At 69.0% G+C, this 16,346-nt stretch carries 17 protein-coding genes and 1 tRNA gene; 6 read left to right on the forward strand and 12 right to left on the reverse strand.

Features of this window, described 5'->3' with window-relative positions; translation table 11 throughout:
• Positions 1–55: 55 nt before the first annotated feature.
• Together IGS68_RS25195 and IGS68_RS25200 are read right to left on the reverse strand one after the other, a co-directional pair.
• On the reverse strand, positions 56–265 hold the full coding sequence (locus IGS68_RS25195) for a cold-shock protein (RefSeq protein ID WP_158047568.1): 210 nt from the start codon (positions 263–265) through the stop codon (positions 56–58).
• A 414-nt stretch (positions 266–679) separates the two neighbouring features.
• Positions 680–2,188 carry a sigma-54-dependent transcriptional regulator gene (locus IGS68_RS25200; RefSeq protein WP_247881071.1) on the reverse strand — a complete coding sequence of 503 codons (1,509 nt, stop codon included), beginning with the start codon at positions 2,186–2,188 and terminating at the stop codon, positions 680–682.
• Positions 2,189–2,344: 156 nt separating this feature from the next.
• Between IGS68_RS25200 and IGS68_RS25205 the strand changes: the two genes are divergently transcribed.
• Both IGS68_RS25205 and IGS68_RS25210 read left to right on the forward strand, forming a co-directional pair.
• The gene (locus IGS68_RS25205) at positions 2,345–3,103 is read left to right on the forward strand and encodes an SDR family oxidoreductase (protein ID WP_201075270.1); all 759 of its coding nucleotides are present in this window, start codon (positions 2,345–2,347) and stop codon (positions 3,101–3,103) included.
• A gap of 68 nt (positions 3,104–3,171) precedes the next feature.
• Positions 3,172–5,055 carry a PAS domain-containing protein gene (locus tag IGS68_RS25210; protein ID WP_201075275.1) on the forward strand — a complete coding sequence of 628 codons (1,884 nt, stop codon included), beginning with the start codon at positions 3,172–3,174 and terminating at the stop codon, positions 5,053–5,055.
• Between the two features lie 31 nt (positions 5,056–5,086).
• On the opposite strand, the gene IGS68_RS25215 is transcribed toward IGS68_RS25210, so the two are convergent.
• Genes IGS68_RS25215 through IGS68_RS25230 form a run of 4 tightly spaced genes read right to left on the reverse strand, consistent with a single transcriptional unit; the run spans position 5,087 to position 7,609 of the window.
• Positions 5,087–6,076, reverse strand: coding sequence for a magnesium transporter CorA family protein (locus tag IGS68_RS25215; protein WP_201075276.1), 990 nt, complete (start codon positions 6,074–6,076; stop codon positions 5,087–5,089).
• Complete coding sequence (folD, locus tag IGS68_RS25220; protein ID WP_201075277.1) at positions 6,073–6,981, reverse strand: bifunctional methylenetetrahydrofolate dehydrogenase/methenyltetrahydrofolate cyclohydrolase FolD; 909 nt, start codon at positions 6,979–6,981, stop codon at positions 6,073–6,075. The genes IGS68_RS25215 and folD overlap by 4 nt, the downstream gene beginning before the upstream one ends.
• Positions 6,978–7,325, reverse strand: coding sequence for a DUF167 domain-containing protein (locus IGS68_RS25225; RefSeq protein WP_201075278.1), 348 nt, complete (start codon positions 7,323–7,325; stop codon positions 6,978–6,980). The genes folD and IGS68_RS25225 overlap by 4 nt, the downstream gene beginning before the upstream one ends.
• Complete coding sequence (locus tag IGS68_RS25230) at positions 7,325–7,609, reverse strand: YggT family protein (protein WP_201075279.1); 285 nt, start codon at positions 7,607–7,609, stop codon at positions 7,325–7,327. The genes IGS68_RS25225 and IGS68_RS25230 overlap by 1 nt, the downstream gene beginning before the upstream one ends.
• A gap of 187 nt (positions 7,610–7,796) precedes the next feature.
• Between IGS68_RS25230 and IGS68_RS25235 the strand changes: the two genes are divergently transcribed.
• Positions 7,797–7,872 (forward strand) — tRNA-Ala (locus tag IGS68_RS25235).
• A gap of 216 nt (positions 7,873–8,088) precedes the next feature.
• Positions 8,089–9,246, forward strand: a complete 1,158-nt coding sequence (locus tag IGS68_RS25240; protein ID WP_201075280.1) for a nucleotidyltransferase family protein — start codon at positions 8,089–8,091, stop codon at positions 9,244–9,246.
• On the opposite strand, the gene IGS68_RS25245 is transcribed toward IGS68_RS25240, so the two are convergent.
• On the reverse strand, positions 9,243–10,415 hold the full coding sequence (locus tag IGS68_RS25245; protein WP_247881072.1) for an App1 family protein: 1,173 nt from the start codon (positions 10,413–10,415) through the stop codon (positions 9,243–9,245). The two genes, IGS68_RS25240 and IGS68_RS25245, sit on opposite strands and share 4 nt — an antisense overlap.
• Before the next feature lie 207 nt (positions 10,416–10,622).
• Here IGS68_RS25245 and IGS68_RS25250 point away from each other — a divergent pair, with 207 nt between their 5' ends.
• Positions 10,623–10,934 (forward strand): polyhydroxyalkanoic acid system family protein, encoded by a 312-nt coding sequence (locus tag IGS68_RS25250; protein WP_201075282.1) that lies wholly within the window; start codon positions 10,623–10,625, stop codon positions 10,932–10,934.
• 6 nt (positions 10,935–10,940) lie between these two features.
• Here IGS68_RS25250 and IGS68_RS25255 read toward each other — a convergent pair whose 3' ends face one another.
• From IGS68_RS25255 to modA, 5 genes are all read right to left on the reverse strand, one after another.
• Entirely contained in the window at positions 10,941–11,636 is a 696-nt protein-coding gene (locus IGS68_RS25255; RefSeq protein ID WP_201075283.1) for a lipid-binding SYLF domain-containing protein, read from the reverse strand.
• Between the two features lie 53 nt (positions 11,637–11,689).
• Complete coding sequence (locus IGS68_RS25260; RefSeq protein WP_201075284.1) at positions 11,690–12,166, reverse strand: winged helix-turn-helix domain-containing protein; 477 nt, start codon at positions 12,164–12,166, stop codon at positions 11,690–11,692.
• 64 nt (positions 12,167–12,230) lie between these two features.
• On the reverse strand, positions 12,231–13,340 hold the full coding sequence (gene modC, locus IGS68_RS25265) for a molybdenum ABC transporter ATP-binding protein (RefSeq protein WP_201075285.1): 1,110 nt from the start codon (positions 13,338–13,340) through the stop codon (positions 12,231–12,233).
• 178 nt (positions 13,341–13,518) lie between these two features.
• Complete coding sequence (modB, locus tag IGS68_RS25270; protein ID WP_201075293.1) at positions 13,519–14,208, reverse strand: molybdate ABC transporter permease subunit; 690 nt, start codon at positions 14,206–14,208, stop codon at positions 13,519–13,521.
• Between the two features lie 10 nt (positions 14,209–14,218).
• Positions 14,219–15,034, reverse strand: a complete 816-nt coding sequence (modA, locus tag IGS68_RS25275; protein WP_201075295.1) for a molybdate ABC transporter substrate-binding protein — start codon at positions 15,032–15,034, stop codon at positions 14,219–14,221.
• 109 nt (positions 15,035–15,143) lie between these two features.
• Between modA and IGS68_RS25280 the strand changes: the two genes are divergently transcribed.
• Positions 15,144–16,343, forward strand: a complete 1,200-nt coding sequence (locus IGS68_RS25280; RefSeq protein WP_201075297.1) for a molybdopterin molybdotransferase MoeA — start codon at positions 15,144–15,146, stop codon at positions 16,341–16,343.
• Positions 16,344–16,346: the final 3 nt, after the last annotated feature.

Below are 16,346 nucleotides of genomic sequence, written 5' to 3' on the forward strand. Positions count from 1 at the left end.
TCTCTTGTTGTCTCAGGGCGACGATCGGCAATGCTTCGTCACCCGGACGGGATGATCAATCCAGGAGGCTGATGTTGACCGCCGCTTCCTTGCCGTTGTTTCCGCGCGCCAGTTCATAGCTGACCTTCTGGCCTTCGTTGAGGCCTCGGATACCCGAGCGTTCGAGAGCGGAGATGTGGACGAAGACATCCTTCACGCCATTCTCGGGTGCGATGAATCCGTAACCTTTGGTAGCATTGAACCATTTAACCGTGCCAGTCGCCATGACTGTAACTCCCTGGTCGTCTTAGGCTAGTACAGCCCGCATTCCCTGACGATGAAGGCTGTGTTGTCGGGCCGGAACCCAACTTCGTGATCGATGGTGGAGCAGTCCGCTCCTGGCATTTATTGCGGTGCAGCGAAAACCCGAACCATGGATGACTTGAAAATTACGCTACCGACTTGATTTGTTTCGCACAAGCGCAGAGTCCGCGGATATGTCTTTTTGCTCGTTCAGCTATGGTCCAATGTGATCTTCCCTATGTCTAAAGAGAACGACTTGGAAATCAGCGCCGACTAGTCGCGGCGGCATTTGAGATCGACCTGACGAGCGCGCAACCTCGCGGACAACGCATGGTCCGCAAGGAGAGAGCCGGCGACGGAAGCTGTGATTACAAGGGTTTGGATTGCCGGGGTACGGTCAAGCCCGGCCTTCGGCTTCCCACGCCATGCGCTTGCGATAGATGGTCGATGCGCTGATGCCGAGCAGGGCGGCCGCCCGGGGTATGTTGCCGTCGCAGGCGGCGATGGCTTCCTCGATCGCTTCCTTCTCGACCAGCCACAGGGGGCGGATCGGCCGGGGTTCCGCCAGGGCGGCGTGGCCGCCCTGCGGCTCCAAGACCTGGGCACCGGGATCCGGCGATCCAAGGCCCCGGGGCGCCGGGACCTCCTCGGGCGGAGCGGCATAGCGGTGCGGCGACTGGAGCTGGAGCGCCGAATGCTGGTTCAGCGGCGGCGGCAGCATGGCCGCCGTCACCTCCGTCCCGTCGTGGAGCACGACGACGTTGCGGATCACGTTCTGGAGCTGCCGCACGTTGCCGGGCCACTGGTAGTGCCGCAGCACCTCCTCGACGGCGGGATGGAAGTGGCTGAAGCCCTTGCCCTCCTCCGCCGCGTAGTCGATCAGGAACTGGCGCGCGATGTCCAGCACGTCGTCCTCGCGCTCGCGCAGCGGCGGCAGGTGGATCGGGATCACGTGCAGGCGGTAATAGAGGTCTTCCCGGAAGCGGTTCTCCTCCACCTCGCGCAGGGGATCGCGGTTGGTGGCGCACAGGATGCGCAGGTCCACCTTCTCCATCCGGGTGCCGCCGACCTTCTGGAAGGTGCCGGTCTGGATGAAGCGGAGCAGCTTGGTCTGGAGGCCCAGCTCCATCTCGCAGATCTCGTCCAGGAACAGCGTGCCGCCGTCGGCCCGGGCGGCCGCCCCCTCCCGCTCGGCCACGGCGCCGGTGAAGGCGCCCTTCACGTGGCCGAAGATCTCGCTCTCCATCAGTTCCTTCGGGATGGCGCCGCAGTTGATCGCGACGAACGGCTTGTCGCGGCGCGGGCTCTGCCGGTGGATCGCCTCCGCGCAGACCTCCTTGCCGGTCCCGGACTCGCCGGTGATGAACACGGTGGCGCGGCTGGCCGCCGCGCTGTCGATGATCCGGTAGACCGCCTGCATCGGGAACGAGCTGCCGATGAAGCCGTGGAACTTGCTGCGCGCGAGTTCGTCCGTGAAGGTGTCGACGATCTGGGCGAGGCGCAGCCGCTCGACCGCGTTGCGGACGGTGACCAGCAGCCTATCCGCCGTGAACGGCTTGACGACGAAGTCGTAGGCGCCGTACCGCATCGCCTCCACCGCGAGGTTGACGGAGGCGTGCGCGGTGATGACGACCACCGCGGTCGGGATCTGCTGTCCGGAGACGTGCTTCAGGATCTCCATGCCGTTCATGTCGGGCAACTGGAGGTCGAGAAGCACGACCTGGGGCACTGTGTCACCCAGGGCGTCCAGGGCGGCAGCACCGGTTTCCACGGTTTCGACCGCGAATGCTGCCTTCTTCAGGTATTCGGCGTAGACACGGGCCAGGGAGGGAGTGTCTTCGACCAGCAGAACCTTGGCGATGACGATGACCTTCCTGTCGCTCGGAACAACATTGATACAATGCACCCTACCCGATTTCGTCGAACCGGAGCAACGTTCCGGTGGTACGGCTGACGGATTGCACGAACGGACAATCCCTGCCACGGTTAGGCGGCCGCGGCGCGGGGGATCGCGCCGGGCAGAGCGACGGCTTTGAACCAAAAGACAAAAATTGGAGGAATAATGCGCTTGGCCAACAAAATCGCCATCGTCACCGGCGCCGGATCGGGCTTCGGCGAAGGCATCGCCCGGACCTTCGCGCGCGAGGGGGCCAGCGTCGTGGTCAACGATCTGGACGAGGAGCGGGGCCGCCGGGTCGCCGACTCGATCTCTTCGGCGCGGGAGGGCGCCGCGATGTTCTTCAAGGCCGACGTCACCGACGACGCGGCGGTCAAGGCCATGGTCGAGGCCGCCGGGGAGCGGTTCGGCGGGCTGGACATCATGGTCAACAATGCCGGCTACACCCACCGCAACAAGCCGATGCTGGAGGTGACCGAGGCCGAGTTCGACCGGATCTACGCCGTCAACGTCAAGGCCCTGTTCCTGGCGGCCCGGCACGTGGTGCCTGCGCTGGAGCGGCGCGGCGGCGGCGTGATCCTGACCACGGCGTCCACCGCCGGCCTGCGGCCGCGCCCGGGGCTGACCTGGTACAACAGCTCCAAGGGGGCGGCGATCGTCGCCACCAAGTCCATGGCGGTCGAGCTGGCGCCGCTGAAGATCCGGGTCAACGCGCTGTGCCCGGTGATCGGGGACACCGGCATGATCCAGGACTTCATGGGCGAGGACACGCCGGAGCGTCGGCGCCAGTTCACCGCGACGATCCCGCTCGGCCGGATGAGCCGGCCCGACGACATCGCCAACGCGGCGCTCTACCTGGCGTCGGACGAGGCCGGGTTCATCACCGGAGTGGCGCTGGAGGTGGACGGCGGCCGCTGCATATAAGTTTGGTTGCAATGGAAATCGTAGCGGCTACAAGGGTCGGCGTACCGGCATCCCGCCAGGAGAACTGAGTGCCGATTTTCAACGATCTTCCCGAGGACGCCGCCCGGCGGATCGCGGACCTGGAGGAGCGTCTGCGGGCGGAAACCGCGGCGCGCCTGCGGGCCGAGGACGCGGCCGGCGACTGGCGAAGCCGGTACGAGGCGACGGTGATGGCCGCCGGCCACGTCTTCTACGACTGGGACGCGCGGACCGACGCCGTGTCCTGGGACGGCGGCTGCGAGGAGGTGCTGGGCTGGACCGCGGAGGAACTGGCCGAGGGCGGCCTTGCCCGTACCATCGAGCTGATCCATCCCGACGACCGCGCCGCCTTCGTGCGGGAGATCGCCCATGTCCGCGCCACGCGCAAGCCGTTCCACCTGGAATACCGGTTCCGTCACAAGGACGGTCGCTGGATGACCATGCAGGACGACGGGCGCTTCTTCTTCGATGCCGGGGGCGAGCCGCTGCGCATGCTGGGATTCCTGGTCGACATGACCGGACGGAAGGCGATCGAGGCGGAACTGCTGCGCCAGGCCGCCGAGCTGGACGCGGTGATCGAGAGCATACCCGACGCGGTCTATGTCGGGACTTCGGCCGGCATCGCCCGCTGCAACCGTCGCGCCCTTGACATGCTGGGCCTGGACAGCCTGGAGGACCTGAACCATCCGGTGCCGGAGCTGGCGGAGATGATCCAGGTCCGCGACGCCCGCACCGGGGTCCCGCTGCGCCCGGAGGAACAGGCCTTCCTGCGGGCCCTGGCAGGGCACCGCACCGTGCGGGACGTGCTGGTCCGCAACGTCAGGACCGGCCGCGACCTGGTGCTCCGGTCGGCGGCGGCGCCGATCCGGCTGGGCGATTCGATCCTGGGCGCCGTCGCGATCAACACCGACGTGACCCAGGCCAGCGACGACGGCCGGCGGCTGCTGGAAAGCGAGCTGCGGCTGAGGCTGGCGGTGGAGGCCGCCGACCTGGGAACCTGGGTGATCGACCCGGGAAGCGGCACGGTGGAGGCCTCCGAGCGCTGCAAGACCATGCTGGGGCTGGCGCCCGACGCGCGGATCAGCATCAACACCAGGCTGGAGCTGATCGACCCCGATCACCGCAGGGCGGTGAGGGAGGCGCTGCGGCGCGCCTGCGCCCCGGAGGGCGACGGGCGCTTCGACCTGGAGTTCCGGGTCCGCCGGCCGGACGGTTCGGTCCGCTGGATCGCGTCGCGCGGCCGCAGCCAGTTCGTCGAGTCGGACGGCGTCCGCAAGGCGGTGCGGATCGACGGCACCGTGCGCGACGTGACCCGCCGCCGCCGCGCCGACGAGCACCAGAAGACCCTGCTGGCGGAGCTGAGCCATCGGGTCAAGAACACGCTGGCGATCGTCCAGGCGATCGCCTCGCAGACCCTGAGGCGGAGCCCGGACCCGGAGGACTTCGTCCAGTCCTTCTCCGGCCGGCTCGGCGCGCTGTCCCGGGCCCACAGCCTGCTGACCGACCAGAACTGGGAGGCGGCCTACCTGCCCGACCTGGTCGCCCAGACGCTGGAACCCTATCGGGCCAACGGCACCGCCATCCACCTGGCGCTCCAGCCGATCGCGCTCAACCCGGCGGGCGCGGTGGCGCTGGCCATGGTGTTCCACGAGCTGACCACCAATGCGGCCAAGTACGGCGCGCTGTCGGACCCCGGCGGGAGCCTGTCGGTCGACTGCGTGCTGGAGATCGCGCCGTCGGGACGCCGGCTGGTGGCCCGCTGGGCCGAGACGACCCGGCGTCCGGGCGACCCGGCGGCCCGGCGCGGGTTCGGCATGAGCCTGATCGACCGGACGATCTCGGGACAACTCGACGGGGAGGTCGGTTTCGACTGGCGCCCCGACGGGCTGCTGTGCCGCATGGTGCTGCCGTGGGAGTCCGTGGCGGGACCCTGAGGACGGCTTCGCGCCCCGGGGCCGGATGCCGCTACAGCCAGCCCTTCCGGCGGAAATAGACCAGCGGCAGGATCGCCGAGACGATCATCAGGAACAGCGCCAGGGGATAGCCCCAGAATTCGTCCAACTCGGGCATGAAATGGAAATTCATGCCGTAGACGCTGGCGATCAGGGTCGGCGGCAGGAACACCACGGCGACCACCGAGAAGATCTTGATGATGCCGTTCTGCTCGATGTTGATGACGCCGAGCGTCGCGTCGAGCAGGAAGTTGGTCTGGTGGCTGAGATAGCCCGCATGCTCGCCGAGCGACCGCAGGTCGCGGTTGAGGCTCTTCAGCAGGGCCTTCTGCTCCTTGTCCAGCCGGCCGGCGCTGACCGTCGCCAGGTAGGCGACCAGCCGGTCGAGGCCGGCCAGGCTGTCGCGCACCTTGTTGGTGACGTCGCCGACCCGGCCGATGTCGCGCATGACCTCGCGCAGGGAGTCGGGCTTGCGCACCTTCTCGCGCGACTTGGCCGGCAGCGGATCGTCGAACACGCGGCGGCCGATCCCGTCGACCCTGGTGCCGATCAGCTCCAGCACGTCGGCGGCGCGGTCGACCACGGCGTCCAGCATGCCCAGCAGCGCGCTCTCCGGCCCGGCGATCAGCTCGGGCTGGCGCTGGAGCCGGGAGGCGAAGGTGTCGACGCTCTTGGGCTCGACATAGCGGACCGTGACCAGGTGGCCCGGCGTCAGGATGAAGGTCAGCACGCCCAGGCCCGGATGCTCGGTGTCGGCCCGGGTGATCACCGGGGTGGTCAGGTAGGCGCTGCCGTTCTCGACATAGAGACGGCTGGAGACCTCGATCTCCAGCATCTCCTCGTGGGTCGGCAGGTCGATGCCGAGGAGCCGGGCGATGACGCCCCGCTCCTCCTCGGTCGGATGCAGCAGGTCGATCCAGACCGCGCCGTCCGGCAGGGGAGCGCCGATCTCCAGCGGCTCCTTGAAGACGCCCGTCCCGGTGCGGCCATAGGCGGTGATCATGGCGCCGGGACCGTCACGCCGTTCTGCCGGCAGGTCGCGGTCAGCGTGTTGAGCAGCAGGCAGGCGATGGTCATGGGGCCGACGCCGCCCGGCACCGGCGTGATGGCGCCGGCCACGCGGGCGGCCTCGGCGAAGGCCACGTCGCCGACCAGCCGCGTCCTGCCCTCAGAGGCCGCGAGGGGATCGAGCGAGGGGACCCGGTTGATCCCGACGTCGATCACGGTGGCGCCCGGCTTGATCCAGTCGCCGCGCACCATCTCCGGCCGGCCGACCGCGGCCACCAGGATGTCGGCGCGCCGGCATTCGTCGGCCAGGTCGCGGGTGCGCGAATGGGCGGTGGTGACGGTGCAGGACGCCGCCAGCAGCAGGCTCGCCATGGGCTTGCCGACGATCGACGAGCGGCCGAGGACCAGCGCCCGCCGGCCGGAGAGGTCGTCGCCCAGCACGTCGTTCAGCAGCATCATGCAGCCCAGCGGCGTGCAGGGCACCAGGCCGGGAAGCCCGAGCGCCAGCCGGCCCGCGTTCTCCACGTGGAAGCCGTCGACGTCCTTGTCCGGGTCGATCGCGGCGATCACGGCCGCGGGGTCGATCTGCGGCGGCAGCGGCAGCTGCACCAGGATGCCGTTGACGGCGGGGTCGCGGTTCAGCCGCTCGACCAAGTCGATCAGGGTCCTCTGGTCCGTGGTGTCGGGAAGCCTGTGCTCGAACGAGCGCATGCCGGATGCCACCGTCGCCTGGCCCTTGTTGCGGACATAGACCTGGCTGGCCGGGTTCTCCCCGACCAGCACGACCGCGAGGCCGGGTTGCAGCCCGTGGGCTTCGCCGAGGGCGGCGACCTGGAGGGACAGGCGGTCGCGCAGGCGCTGGGCGAAGGCTTTGCCGTCGATGATGCGTGCCTGACTCATGGCTTGGAACTTCCGGACGGATCGGTTGGAACGGACAGGGTGGTCAAACGGGTCATGAGGTCGGCGGGATCGCCGGCGACATGCAGGATCTTGTTGCGGTCGGTGGCGCCCGCGACCAGCGTGATGGCGGATCCGGGCACTTTCCACTGCTTCGCCAGCAGCCGGACCAGGGCTTCGTTGGCGCGGCCGGAGTCGGGCACGGCGGTCACCATCACCTTGAGCACGGCCTGCTCCCGCCCCGCCGGCCCGGTTCCGGTTCCGATCCCGACGACGGCGTTGCGCGACGCCCTGGGCGTCAGCCGGACGGCGACCGTCACCCCGCCGGCGGCCGGCCTGAACGGCATCACACCAGGAACGCGTACTCGCGCAGCAGATTGCGGATGAAGAAGATCAGCAGGATGACGACGATCGGCGAGAGGTCCAGGCCGCCCAGGTTGGGCAGGATGCGCCGGATCGGCCCCAGCACCGGTTCGGTCACGCGATAGAGGAAGTCGCCGATCACGTAGACCGCTCGGTTGCGGGTATTGACCACGTTGAAGGCGACAAGCCAGCTCAGGATCGCGGAGGCGATCAGGATCCAGACATAGAGCCCCAGAATGGTATCGATCAGCAGGAAAAGAGATTGCATGGTCTACCGGGCCGCAGGACAAAAAAATGCGCTGCACCCTACCCTCCCCACCTGTCTCAGGCAAGCACCGCAAGCCCGCGCGACCGCAAGCATATTTCGACGCAGGACGCTTGACAGACCCGGTTCCGCCCACCATTATCCGGCCCACTCCACCGCGACGGTTCGTGGCGGTGCGGGGTTCAGGTGTGGGGCCGTAGCTCAGCTGGGAGAGCGACGCGTTCGCAATGCGTAGGTCGGGAGTTCGATCCTCCTCGGCTCCACCAATCCTCCTATTAAATTCCTTGTCGCGGGTTACAGGCAAGGCAGGTCTTGCGAACCTGTCGGCGATTCCCCATCGAAGCTCCTGCCTCCAAGCCTCCGATAGTTTCGAAGCCTGCTGGCAAGCCGGGAGCGGCATCCTCCACACCGGCGGCGTTGCGCCCCTCACCAGTTGCCTGTAAATTCAATTTTGAAGGCAACTGCCGGACCGGAGGGGCGCCATGCGGGAGCTTGGGCTGGCCATACAGACCCTGTTCGCCGACCTGGAGCAGCGCAGCCTGGACGCCGAGTTCGATGCGGCTTTCCCCGCCACCGGGAGCTTCTCGAAGAAGGAACGCAAAGGCCGTGGCTACTGGTATTTCCAGGGCTACGAGGATCGCCAACGCTACAGCCGCTATGTCGGTCCGGCCGACGACCCGGAGATTGCGGCCCGCGTCGAACGTTTCCGCGACCTGAAGGCGGATTTCACCGAACGGCGGCGGATGGTCTCCGCCCTCAAGGCCGCCGGGTTGCCGACACCCGATGCCTTCACCGGCGACCTCGCCGAGGCGCTTTGGCAGGCCGGTCTATTCCGCCTCCGGGGTGTCCTGGTCGGCACGCTGGCGTTCCAATGCTATGCCGGAATGCTCGGCGTACGGCTTCCCGCCGCCCATCTACGCACCGGCGACATGGACATTGCCCAGTTCCACTCGGTATCCATTTCGATCGAAGACAGTTTGCCGCCCATCCTGGACGTGCTCCGGCAGGTCGACCCCAGCTTCCAGGAAGTGCCGCATCAGGCGGACGCCCGACAGGCCACGGCGTTTCGGAACCGCAAAGGTTTCCTGGTGGAGTTCCTGGTGCCCAACACCGGCAAGGACGAGCACCAGGGCAAGCCTGCCGCGATGCCCGCCCTGGGCGGAGCCGCCGCCCAGCCCCTGCGGTTCCTCGACTTCCTGATCCATGCGCCGGTCCGGTCCGTGTTGCTTCACGCCGGCGGCGTCTCCGTCCGGGTACCAGCGCCCGAGCGGTACGCAGTCCATAAGCTGATCGTCGCGGCACGGCGACGCGCCGACCCGGGCGGACGGCTGAAGGCGGACAAGGATGTCGCCCAGGCCGGCATCCTGATCGAGGCCATGGCTCCCAGGCGTCACCATGATCTCGCCGACGCCTGGATCGAGGCATGGTCGCGGGGACCGAAATGGCGAAGCGCCCTGGTCGAAGGGCTGTCCCGGCTACCGGACGAGCAATGGGAAATGCTGGCCGCCGCCATCCGTCGGGCCGGCGGGAGCCGGGGGGTCAGGGCGGAGGACATGGGCTTCCTGAACGACGGACCTGTCGGCGCGGGAACGGTGGGCGATGGCTTTCAGCCGCCGTCCAAACCGGGTTCTTCGCGCTAGCTTCGTCGGCGGTTCGTCGGCTCCACGACCACGTTCGGGGGAGCGGCGCCCCCGTCCGCTCCCTCGGCCGTGATGATCCGGCGCAGGTCGCGGCGGGATATGCTCCGCATCGGTCCCGGGGCGGCCCCGCCGGCCGTCTCCGAGTCGATCTCAGCGCGCACCTTCGCCTCGGCCCCGGGGTCGATCAGGCCAAGGCCGGCGGCGTGCTCGGCCATGGCGAAGCTGTCCGAGGCCAGGACCATGCTGCTTCCGGCCGCGGTGACCGCCCTGGCCAGTTCCTCGATCTCGGCGATCCTGGCCGCGTCGCGGGAGACGTTGCGGATATAGACGGCCAGCACCCGGCCGGGATGCTCGTCCACGACTTGGCGGTAGACCTCCGGGTCGTGCTGGCCGCTGTCGCCGACCAGGACGAACGGCAGGTCCTTGTAGAGTTGCAGCATGTTGCCGATCAGTTCGCGCTTGTGGTCCTCGGCCTTGCGCGGCAGCGGGCTCTTCCAGGTGATGCCCCATTCCCGCAGGAACAGCACCGGCCCCACGGGAATGCCGTGCATCCGGAAGAACTCGTCCAGCACGTCGTAGATCCCCCAGGGGGCGCGCGACACGTAGAGCATGGGGTTGCGCTCGTCGCCGCCGGCCCCGTCGTGGAGCGCGCGGTACAGGGCCGCCGCTCCCGGGAAGGCCACCCGGCTTTCCGCGTCCTGGACGAACAGACGCCACAGCATCTTCAGCTTGCCGGCGACGCCGGTGAACATCACGGTGTCGTCGATGTCGCTGATCACCACGTAGCGGCACCGCTCCGGCGGGACGAAGATGTCGGCCCGGGCGTGGACCGGCTCCGGCTGGTCAAGGGTCAGGTCCATGGCCCGCCAGGACTCCCCGGACGGCGGCAGCGGCTGCTGCCGCAGATGAACCCTGAAATACCCGTCCTTGTCGGTCTCGACCCGCTGCTCGGCCCCGCCGAACCGGGCCGTGACCACGGCCCCGGCGACCGCGCGCCGGGCGATCCGGCGGCCGATGTCCCGCAGGTGATCGGCGATGTCCTCCTCGCCGCCGCCATGTTGGGTGCGCGACTGCCTGAAGACCCTGCCGATCAGGAAGACCTCCTCCCGCGAGCCGTAGCCCCGATAGGGCTGGAGCACCACGCCGCGCTTGCCGTGGGCGGTGCGCACCGGCCGAGCCGCCAGATTCAGGATCCGCGACGCCGCCCGCCTCCATCTTCTCGTCCTGCCGCTCGCCGCCATGGTCCGCCCCCGCCGCCTCAACGCCCTATCAATGGTTCGGAAAGCGAAACATTCCCGGCGCGGTCCTGTTTCCATCGCCTCTGTAAAACGGCGGGCGGGGTTCGTACCTATGGTCAAACCTTAGAGGAACCAGAGATGCCAAAGCCCGTGGTCGTGACGATCCCCCACCAGCTCGGACGCGAGGAGGCCAAGCGTCGCCTCCAGGGCGGGATGGGGCAGGTGCGCTCCCAGCTTGCCGGCGTGGGCGCCTCGGTGGAGGACCACTGGTCGGAGAACCAGATGCGCTTCGAGGTCGCCGTCCTGGCCCAGACCATCGGCGGCCGGATCGACATCCAGGACGATCTGGTCCGGCTGGAAGTCGATCTTCCCTGGGTGCTCGCCATGCTGGCGGAGAAGATCACCGGCCGGATCGCCAAACAGGGAACCCTGATGCTGACCAAGGGCTGAGCGGCATCAGGCCCGGAGGGCCGCCATGTCGCGCAGGGGCTCGGCCTGGGGATTGGAAACGGTGCGGCTGACCAGGATGTCCACAGGCCGCACGGCGCGGCCGTAAAAGGCGGCGTTCCAGGCGTCGCGCGTCGTGATCACCGAGCCGTCCAGGCTGATCCCGCCATAGAGCCCCCGGGAGCGCGAGAAGGCCAGGATGTCCGACGTCGCGACCCGGGCGCCGGCCCCGACCGGTCCGGCCGCCACGCCGACGTCGGCGCCCAGCTTGAGGCTGTTGCCGAGCATCGCGTCGCGGCCGCGCACGCTGCGGATCATCAGGATCACCTCGGCGACCTCAGCCCCGGCCTGAAGCCCCACGCTGCCCGCGGCCACCGTGTAGAAGGCGGGATAGCTCCAGCTGCCGCCGGCGCTGTCGCGGGTGATCAGCACCCCGTTGCCGCCGGCCCCGCCGAAGATGAAGCCGGCGCGCAGGAAGGTCGGCACGATCAGCAGGCCCTGGGCCGCCGGCAGGTTGTCGCGGAACCAGGCCATGTCCGGGTCGCGCGTGAAGTTGGACAGGGTCGTCGTCGCGGAGGCGACCAGGTCGGCGGGAGCCTCCTCGGTCCGCGGCTCGACCGACGAGCAGCCCGCGACGATCAGGGAGACCGCGGCCCCCCGGGTTCCCAGCACCAGAAAGCGGCGGCGTGACAGAGTGGCATGCATGATGGCTTCTCCTCCCGCTTGAGTGATCGATGACGGCGATCGCGCCGGGTCCGTCAGTTCGGACGCCCAGCCGGCTGCTTGGACAGGCTGCGCTGCATCGCCTTGCGGCCGTCGCAGTCGCGCTCCTGCTCGGCCCGTTCCGATCCGTCCTCCGGAACGGGGCACTCCCGGGGCATCGCCGGGGCATCGCCGCCGGCAACGACTTCGTCCTGAAGGGCCGCCATGTGGCGGGCCAGCGCCTCGTGCGCCTCGGCCTCCATCTCGCGGTAGTGGCGGATGACGCTGTCGCCGAACGCGGTCAGGCCGGCGCCGCCGCCCTTGCGGCCGCCGACCATGGCGTTCACCACCGGCTGGCGGAAGGTCTGGTTGAGATCGTCCACCAGAAGCCAGGCGCGCCGGTAGGACATGTCCAGCTCGCGCGCGGCGCTGGAGATCGACCCGCAGCGCCGGATCGCCTCCAGCAGCGCCACCTTCCCCGGCCCCAGCGAACCTTCCGGCTCGAAATCGATGCGCAGCCTCAGCTTCGCCATGCGGTTGATTCCTCAACTCTGTTCTTCGTACCGACGCCCTGCCGGTCCCTGGCCCGCAGGATCGTCAGAGGGCGACGTTCCGTCCCGCCGGACCGGGGAACACCCGGTCGAACGCGACGCTCTTGACCAGCGCGAAGACCGGGGTGCCGACACCCAAGCCCAGGCGCTCGACCGAATGGCGGGTGACCCGCGCCAGCAGGAACGATCCGCCCAGGTCGATCCTGACGTCCCGCGACGGTCCGGCCGCCTCGCCCAGCTCGACGATACGCCCTTCCAGCATATTGTGCACGCTGATCCGAGAGGGGGGCTCCAGCGCGAGGATCACGTCGCGCGCCTGGATGCGCACCCGGAGCGGCTGGCCGGCGCGGAGGTCGAGCAGGGGCACCGTCAGGATTCCGCCGGGAAACCGAAGCTCGGTCAGCCCGGTCGCCGCGTCGTGGCCGGCGACGGTGGTGTCCAGCACGGCGCCGGCCTCCAGGCCGCCGATGGTGCCGCCCACGTCCAGCCGCCCCGACAGCTCCGCCACCGTGCCGGCCGCCCTCACCCGCCCGTCGGCCACCAGCACCAGGGTGGTGGCGAGCCTCACCACCTCGTCGACCGAGTGGCTGACGAACACGATGGGGATGTTCAGCTCGTCCCGCAGGCGCTCGATATAGGGCAGGATCTCCGCCTTGCGCTCGGCGTCGAGGGAGGCCAGCGGCTCGTCCATCAGCAGGATGCGGGGCTGGGCCAGCAGCGCGCGCCCGACCGCGACCCGCTGCTTCTCGCCGCCCGACAGGCTGTAGGGCCGGCGCTTCAGCAGTCCGCCGATGCCCAGCAGGTCCACCACCGGCTCCAGCGCGATTCGCCGCTCTTCCCTCGGCACCCGGCGCATGCCGTAGAGCAGGTTGTCCTGAACCGACATGTGGGGGAACAGGCGCGAGTCCTGGAACACGTAGCCGGTCCGCCGCCGCTCGGCCGGCACGTCGATCCGCCGCGCGCCGTCGAACAGCACGGTGCCGTCCAGCAGGATATGCCCGGCATCCGGTTTCGCGAGGCCGGCGATGGCGTTGATGACGGAGCTCTTGCCCGACCCGCTCCGCCCGAACAGCGCGGTCACTCCCCGGCTCGGCGCCTGGAACCTGATGTCCAGGTCGAAGGTCCCCTGCCGCCGCCGGATCGCCACGTCGAGCATGCTTCTGTGTTCCCCGGGAAAGTTGAGTGATGGTTGAGTGCCTTGTTGGGCCACAGATGGACGCAGATAAACGCAGATAAGAATAAAATTATAGCTGATGCTTGAAATCGAAGTATATCAATGAATAAATATAACTTTTATATCTGTGTTTATACGTGTCTATCTGTGGCCAAAAATCCTAGAACCGCCCCATCATCCGGCGCACCCGGCGGCCCAGGTACTCGGACAGGATCAGGGCGCCCAGCGACAGGGCGAAGGACAGGGCCACGAGCCGCGCCGCCTCCGCGTCGCCGTCCGGCGTCTGGGTGGCGGTGTAGATCGCCAGCGGCAGGGTCCTTGTCTCGCCCGGGATGTTGGACACGAAGGTGATCGTCGCCCCGAACTCTCCCAGGCTCGCCGCGAACGCCAGCACGGCGCCCGACAGCACCCCCGGCAGCATCAGCGGCAGGGTGATGGTCAGGAACCGGTCGATCGGGCCGGCCCCCAGGGTCCGGGCCGCGGCTTCCAGCCCGGTATCGATCGCCTCGATCGCCTGCCGGATCGCCCGGACCATCAGCGGGAAGGCCATGACGCCCGCCGCGACCGAGGCGCCGGCGGAGGTGAAGATCAGCCGGATGCCGAAGGTCTCCAGGAGCCACGACCCGATCGGCCCGCGGGTTCCCAGCGTCACCAGCAGCAGATATCCGATCACCACCGGCGGCAGCACCAGCGGCATGTGGATGATGCCGTCGAAAAGAGACTTTCCCCAGAAATCGGTGCGGGCCAGGATGAAGGCCGCCAGGATCGCGACGGGCAGCGCGGCCAGCGTGCTCCAGGTCGCGACCCACAGGCTCAGGCTCAGCGCCTCGATCTCCAGGGGGGTCAGCATCCGCGTTCCGTCAGCCCTGGGTGGCCGGAGCGGGGGTGAAGCCGTACTTCCGGAACACGTCGAACGCGTCCGGCGACTTCAGGAAGGCGAGGAAGGCGGCAGCGTCGGGCGCCTTGCTCCCCGCGGTCAGGGCCGCCGGGTAGATGATGGCGGGATAGCTGTCGTCCGGGAAGGTGCCCACGATCTCGACGCCCTTGTCCACCTTGGCGTCCGTCTCGTACACGATGCCGTACAGGGCCTCGCCGCGCGACACGAAGGCCAGGGCCGAGCGGACGCTTTCGGCGCGGACCAGCTTCGGCTCGACATTGTCCCACACGCCCAGATGGGTCAGCGCCGCCTTGGCATACCTGCCGACCGGAACGCTGTTCGGCTCGCCGGTCGCCAGCCGGCTCTCGCCCAGCCGCTGGAGGATCGGGAAGTCGCCCTTCCCGATGGTCATCGGGCTGGCGACCGCCTTGGGGGCGATCAGCACCAGGCGGTTGCCCAGCAGGTTGGCGCGGCTGTCCGGCCTGATCAGGTCGCGCTTGGCCAGATAGTCCATCCAGTCCAGGTCGGCGGAGATGAAGATGTCGGCGGGGGCCTGCTGCTCGATCTGCTTGGCGAGCGCCGAGCTGGCGGCGAAGGACAGCCCGACCTTGTTGCCCGTCTTCCGCTCGTAAAGCTTCGCCACCTCCTCCAGGCTGTCCTTCAGGCTGGCCGCGGCCATCACGAGCGTGTTCCGGGCATGGGCATCGGGAGCCGCAGCGGCGCCGAAAGCCGTCAGGGCGGCGGCGAGAACCGCCGCGAGGAAGGTGCGCCGGTTCGGAAAGGCTGCCGAAATCTTCATGTCCGATGCCCTTTCAGCAGAGTTGTATCCGATCATATACAACGGAAAAACCGCGTCTTGTAAACCGCTTTCCCGTGCCGGCCCGGTGCCGTCGCTGTACGATAAGGCCATGATGCCGCCTGAAACCATTCCCGATCCGACCTCCCGCCCGAGCATGCGGGGATTCGCCGCGCGTGCCGGCCTGGAGCAGGCCTGGGCCTGGATCGACGCCCGTTCCCCCGCACGCGACGCCGAAACGGTCGAAATCCGGGAGGCGGTGGGCCGCCACGCCGCGTCCGACCTCGCCGCCGGATGCGACCTGCCGCCGGCCGACCGGGTCGCGGCGGACGGCTTCGCGGTCCGCGCCGCCGACACGGTGGGCGCGTCCGACTACAACCCGATCCCGCTGGAGCTTACGGGTCAGCCGGTGGCCGTGTCGGTCGGCGACGCCGTGCCGCCCGGCACCGACGCGGTGGCCGCAATCGATCGGATCCGTTCCGATTTCGGTATGATCGAGCTGGTGGCCTCCGTCGCCGAGGGCGAGGGGATCGAGCGGCGCGGCGACGATGTCGGGGCCGGAACGATCGTCCTGGCGGCAGGAAGGCGAATCCGCGCGTCCGATGCCGCCCTGCTGGCGGCCCTGGGCATCGACACGGTCGCCGTGGTGCGCCGCCCCGTGGTCCGCATCGTCCCGGTCGGCCGTGAGATCGGGGACGCCGGCGATCTCGACTCGCCGATGCTGGCGGCGCTGGTCGAGCGGGACGGCGGCATCGCCGACCGCCGCCCCGCCGTGCCCGGCGGAGCGGACGCCCTGCACGGACTGCTTGCGCGACCTGGCGCCGACCTGATCCTGGTGGCGGGCGGCAGCGGCCTGGGCGAGACCGACCGGTCCGCCGAGGCGCTGGCCGCCGCCGGGTCGCTGGATATCCACGGCATCGCCCTGCGGCCCGCGGATAGCCTGGCGCTGGGCATGGCCGGCGGCGTGCCGGTCGCGATACTGCCCGGCCACCCGGGCCGCTGCTTCGCGGGGTACCAGGCGGTGGCGGGGCGGGCGGTGCGGCGCATGGCCGGCGGAAGCACCGGCTTTCCGTTTCCGCAGGCGACCCTGGTCACGGCGCGCAAGATCGTCTCGCCCGGCGGCTGGAGCGATTTCTGCCGAGTCCGCCTGACGGGGGATGGCCGCGTCGAGCCGATCGGGTCCGGCGGCCTCGCCAGCCTGTGGTCGGTCGCCCGCGCCGACGGCTTCGTGCTGGTGCCGGCCGACCGCGAAGGGTACCCGGCCGGCAGCGCCGTCACCGTCCACCTGTTCGATCTCCCTGCCGGGGACTGACCG

The sequence above is a fragment of the Skermanella sp. TT6 genome (assembly GCF_016653635.2).
GTDB classification, from domain to species: domain Bacteria; phylum Pseudomonadota; class Alphaproteobacteria; order Azospirillales; family Azospirillaceae; genus Skermanella; species Skermanella cutis.

Bases quoted from the DNA above. Each gene is read 5' to 3' on its own strand.
- IGS68_RS25260 (WP_201075284.1), bottom strand. From the start codon at position 12,166: ATGGCGAAGCTGAGGCTGCGCATCGATTTCGAGCCGGAAGGTTCGCTG.
- modB (WP_201075293.1), bottom strand. From the start codon at position 14,208: ATGCTGACCCCCCTGGAGATCGAGGCGCTGAGCCTGAGCCTGTGGGTC.
- IGS68_RS25230 (WP_201075279.1), bottom strand. From the start codon at position 7,609: ATGCAATCTCTTTTCCTGCTGATCGATACCATTCTGGGGCTCTATGTC.
- folD (WP_201075277.1), bottom strand. From the start codon at position 6,981: ATGAGTCAGGCACGCATCATCGACGGCAAAGCCTTCGCCCAGCGCCTG.
- modA (WP_201075295.1), bottom strand. From the start codon at position 15,034: ATGAAGATTTCGGCAGCCTTTCCGAACCGGCGCACCTTCCTCGCGGCG.
- IGS68_RS25225 (WP_201075278.1), bottom strand. From the start codon at position 7,325: ATGCCGTTCAGGCCGGCCGCCGGCGGGGTGACGGTCGCCGTCCGGCTG.
- IGS68_RS25195 (WP_158047568.1), bottom strand. From the start codon at position 265: ATGGCGACTGGCACGGTTAAATGGTTCAATGCTACCAAAGGTTACGGA.
- modC (WP_201075285.1), bottom strand. From the start codon at position 13,340: ATGCTCGACGTGGCGATCCGGCGGCGGCAGGGGACCTTCGACCTGGAC.
- IGS68_RS25240 (WP_201075280.1), top strand. From the start codon at position 8,089: ATGCGGGAGCTTGGGCTGGCCATACAGACCCTGTTCGCCGACCTGGAG.
- IGS68_RS25250 (WP_201075282.1), top strand. From the start codon at position 10,623: ATGCCAAAGCCCGTGGTCGTGACGATCCCCCACCAGCTCGGACGCGAG.
- IGS68_RS25280 (WP_201075297.1), top strand. From the start codon at position 15,144: ATGATGCCGCCTGAAACCATTCCCGATCCGACCTCCCGCCCGAGCATG.
- IGS68_RS25205 (WP_201075270.1), top strand. From the start codon at position 2,345: ATGCGCTTGGCCAACAAAATCGCCATCGTCACCGGCGCCGGATCGGGC.
- IGS68_RS25215 (WP_201075276.1), bottom strand. From the start codon at position 6,076: ATGATCACCGCCTATGGCCGCACCGGGACGGGCGTCTTCAAGGAGCCG.
- IGS68_RS25255 (WP_201075283.1), bottom strand. From the start codon at position 11,636: ATGCATGCCACTCTGTCACGCCGCCGCTTTCTGGTGCTGGGAACCCGG.